Origin of the sequence: Streptomyces sp. NPDC005393 (assembly GCF_040606675.1) — a bacterium.
In the GTDB taxonomy this organism is placed as follows: Bacteria; Actinomycetota; Actinomycetes; order Streptomycetales; family Streptomycetaceae; genus Streptomyces.
The window spans coordinates 1-4,391 of record NZ_JBEXFG010000108.1; the positions used below are offsets into that span (position 1 = coordinate 1).

At 70.3% G+C, this 4,391-nt stretch carries 2 protein-coding genes; both read right to left on the reverse strand.

The annotated features are described in order from the left end of the window. Positions 1 to 1,997 (reverse strand): type I polyketide synthase (locus ABZS71_RS35330; protein WP_356216883.1); only part of this gene is annotated, 1,997 nt, incomplete at its 3' end. 47 nt (positions 1,998 to 2,044) lie between these two features. Continuing rightward, positions 2,045 to 4,391, reverse strand: a 2,347-nt coding sequence (locus ABZS71_RS35335) for an SDR family NAD(P)-dependent oxidoreductase (protein ID WP_356216886.1), incomplete at its 5' end; no start/stop codon positions are given.

Consider the following 4,391-nt stretch of genomic DNA (forward strand, 5'->3'; position numbering starts at 1 on the left):
GCGGGGGTGACGCCGTAGTCGTCCCATAGGGCGGCGAGGGAGATCATGACGGCCCAGAGGACGGGTTGGACGACGTCGACGCGGCTGAGGTCGGCTGTGTGCACGCCGTCGCGGAGGACGTCGGTGAGGGACCAGTCGACGTAGGGGGCCAGGGCCTGTTCGCAGTCGGCTACCCGGGCGGCGAAGACGGGTGAGGTGTCCAGGAGTCCGGCGCCCATGCCGGCCCACTGCGAGCCCTGTCCCGGGAACACCAGCACCGGACCCACACCACCCCCACCCAGCCCACCGACGGCCGCGGCACTGCCCGGCTCGATCACGCCGGGGTGGGGCTCACCCGCGGCCAGGGCCTTCAGTCCAGCCATCAGCTCGTCGCGGTTCTCGCCGACGACGACGGCTCGGTGGTCGAACACGGACCGTGTGGTGATCAGCGACCATCCCACATCGGCGGGGGACATCGCGGCATCGGCGGCCACCCGCTCGGCCAGGGCCCTCGCCTGACCGCGCAGCGCCTCTTCGCTGTGCGCCGACACCACCCACGGCACACCGCCCGCCGACACCCCGCCGCTGTCGGTCGGCACCATGGCGACGGGGTCCGTGTCGGCGGAGGCGGGTTCCGGGGCCTGCTCCAGGATCAGATGGGCGTTCGTACCGGAGATCCCGAACGCGGACACCCCGGCCCGGCGAGGACGCTCCCCACGCGGCCACGCGACCGGCTCGGTCAACAGCCGCACCGCACCCGAGGTCCAGTCAGCGTGGGGGGTCGGCTCATCGATGTGGAGGGAGGCGGGGAGCAGCTCGTGCCGCATCGCCATCACCATCTTGATCACACTGGCCCCGCCGGCGGCGGCTTGGGTGTGGCCGAGATTGGACTTGACGGAGCCGAGCCACAGCGGCCGGTCCTCCGCCCGGCCCTGCCCGTACGTGGCCAGCAGCGCCTGGGCCTCGATGGGGTCGCCGAGGGTGGTGCCGGTGCCATGCCCTTCCACCGCGTCCACCTCGGCCGTGGACAGATGCGAGTTGGCGAGCGCCTGCCGGATCACCCGCTGCTGCGAGGGCCCGTTCGGCGCGGTCAGGCCATTGCTGGCGCCGTCCTGATTGACCGCCGAGCCCCGGATCACCCCGAGCACGCGATGGTCGCGGCGCTGCGCCTCGCAGAGCCGTTCCAGTACGACGAGACCTGCGCCCTCACCCCACCCCGTGCCGTCGGCGGCGGCGGCGAAGGGTTTGCACCGGCCGTCCGGGGCCATGCCACGCTGCCGCGAGAACTCGATGAACGCTCCCGGCGTGGCCATCACCGCCACGCCGCCGGCCAGGGCCAGATCGCATTCGCCCTGACGCAGCGCCTGACAGGCTAGATGGATGGCCACCAGCGAGGAGGAACACGCGGTGTCCACCGTCACCGCGGGCCCCTCCAGACCCAGTGAGTACGCCACCCGGCCCGACACCACACTGCCAAGGTTTCCGGCCCCGACGTATCCCTCCACCTCGCTGGTGACAGCGCCGATGACCGACAGATAGTCATGGGAGCCCACTCCGGCGAACACGCCGGTGTTGCTCCCGCACAACGCGTCGCGATTGAGCCCGGCGCGTTCGAAAGCCTCCCAAGCCGTTTCGAGGAGCAGCCGCTGCTGGGGGTCCATGGCCAGCGCTTCCCGTGGGCTGATATCGAAAAAGGCCGAGTCGAATGCGGTCGCGTCGTAGCAGAAGCCGCCCTGGTCCACATAGGACGTTCCGTAGTGCTCGGGATCCGGGTCGAACAGCTCCTCGATGCCCCACCCCCGGTCCGTCGGAAACGCGGAGACGGCGTCTCCACCGTCCCGCACCAGTCGCCAAAGATCCTCGGGGGATCGCACCCCGCCCGGATAGCGGCAGGCCATTCCCACAATGGCGATGGGCTCCGGCTCGGCGGACTCGACCTCACGCAGACGCTGACGCGTCCGGCGCAATTCGGCCGTGACCCACTTGAGGTGGTCGAGAAGCTTCTCTTCGTTGGACATCTAGCGGGGGCTCCTTGGCGCGACGCGGAGGATGGAGGTCATCGGGCTCACGACTTTCCGAACTCATCGGAGATGAGGTCGAAAATGTCCTCTGCTGTTGCCGTCTCCAGCTCGCTATGAGCCGTGGAACGCTCCGCTTCGCGTTCCGTGTCGGTCCACTTGGCCAGCAGCAGCTGGAGGCGCCCGGTGATCCGCCGACGGGCCGCCTCGTCCACCGCGGACGGCTCCGCTGCCGCATCCCACTGGTCGAGCTCCGACAACAGGCGACCCTCGGAGGTCACCTCCCCGTCGACGAGTCGCTCGCGCAGGAAGTCGGCCATTTCCTTGGGTGTGGGGTGGTCGAAGATCAGGGTGGGCGGAAGGTCGATGCCGGTGGTGGCGGAGAGCTGATTCCCGAATTCGACGGCGGTGAGGGAGTCGAATCCGAGCTCTTGGAAGGGCTGGGCGGGCGGGATGACGTCGATGGTGGCGTGGCCGAGGATCGTGGCGGCATGCGTGCGAATGTGATGGAGCAGCAGCTGATGCTGTTCGGCGGGTGCGCTGGTGGCGAGCCGCCGCTGGAGGGAGCTGGGGGCGGCCGTGGAATCCGAGGCGCCGGGGAGCTGCGGAGGGGTCGCGGAAAGGTGGGAGAGAAGGGGGCTGGGGCGCTGTGCGGTAAAGCTGGTGGGGAACTTCTCCCAGTCGATATCCGCGATGGTGACGGTGGTGTCGTCGCAGTCCAGGGCGTGCTGAAGGGAGGTGAGGGCGAGATCGGTGGTGAGAGGCTTCATACCGCGCCGGTTGTAGTACTCGATAGCGGCGTCGTCGGCGGCCATGCCCGCCTCGCTCCACGGCGCCCACGCGAGGCTGGTGGCCGGGAGCCCTTGGGCGCGGCGGTGTTCGGCGAGGGCGTCGAGATAGGCGTTTGCGGCGGCGTAGGAAGCCTGCCGGCTGCTGCCCCAGGCGGCGGCGCCGGACGAGAAGAGAACGAAGGCGGTGAGGTCGAGATCCTTGGTGAGTTCATGGAGGTGGGTGGCGGCGAGCGCCTTGGGCCGCAGCACCTCGTCGATATGCGGGAGATCGAGCTCGGCGAGCGGTGTGTTCTCGGGGATGCCGGCGGCGTGGATGACGGTGGTGAGGGGGTGTTCGGTGGGGATGGTGTCGATGAGGTGGTGGAGTGCGGTGCGGTCGGTGACGTCGCAGGCGGTGATGGTGACGGTGGTGCCGAGGGCGGTGAGTTCTTCGGTGAGCTCGGCTGCGCCGGGGGCGTTGGGGCCGCTTCGGCTGGTGAGGTGGAGGTGGGGTGCGCCGTGGTGGGCGAGCCAGCGGGCGATGTGTGCGCCGAGGCCACCGGTGCCACCGGTGATCAGGGTCGTGCCGGTGGGTTGCCAGGTGGCGGGGACGACGTCCGTGGTGGGCGCCTGGTCAAGACGACGGGCAAGCGGGGTGGAGCGGATCGCGACCTGGTCCTCGGGCTGACCGGATACCAGGAACCCGGCGATACGGGCGGGGGTGCGGTCGTCGATGGCGCCGGGGAGGTCGATGAGACCACCCCAGAGGTGCGGGTGTTCCAGCGCGGCGACGCGGCCGAACCCCCAGATCAGTGCTTGGTGGGGATGGGGGAGAGGATCGGTGGACGTGGCGGCTACGGCGCCCTGGGTGAGGCACCACAGAGGCGGGCTGATCCCGGTATCGCTGAGGGCCTGGACGAGGATGGCCGTGGCGGCCAATCCGGTGGGGACGGCCGGATAGTCGGGGTGGGGCGACTCGTCGAAGGCGAGAAGGCTCAGGATGCCCGCGGGCTCGGTGCCGTCGGCCAGTCGGGTGAGCTGCCTGGCGAGGGCGTCGCGGTCGATGGCGGCGCCGTCGATGGACAGCGTCTCGCTGGCCGCGCCATGAGCGTCGAGGGCTTGGCCGGCGGCGTGGACGGCCGGGTGGTCCTCCAGACCGGAGCCCACGATGAGCAGCCAGTTTCCCGTGAGGGCCGGCGCGGCGGCGGGGTCCGGGAGGTGCTGCCAGGTGGTCCGATAGCGCCAGGAGTCGATGACGTTCTGCTCGCGGTGCTGTCGTCGCCAGGCCGACAGTACGGGGAGTGCGGGCAGCAGGGCGTCGATGCCGGGGCTGCCCTTCTCCAGCCGGAGTGTGCTGGTGAGCGTGTCGACGTCGAGCTCTTCGATGGCGTCCCAGAGCTGCGTCTCGGCGAGGTCGTGGCCGGTGGCATTGGCATCGGCGCGGGGCGTGGGTGGGGCCAGCCAGTAGCGCTGGTGCTGGAAGGCGTACGTGGGGAGTTCCACAGTGCGCGGGGTGGGGGCGGCGGGATACCAGGCGGTCCAGTCGATGTTGGCTCCGTGGGTGTGGAGTCGGGCGAGGGTGTGGGTGAGGGCTTGGGTGTCGGGTTGTTTGCGGGTGAGGGTG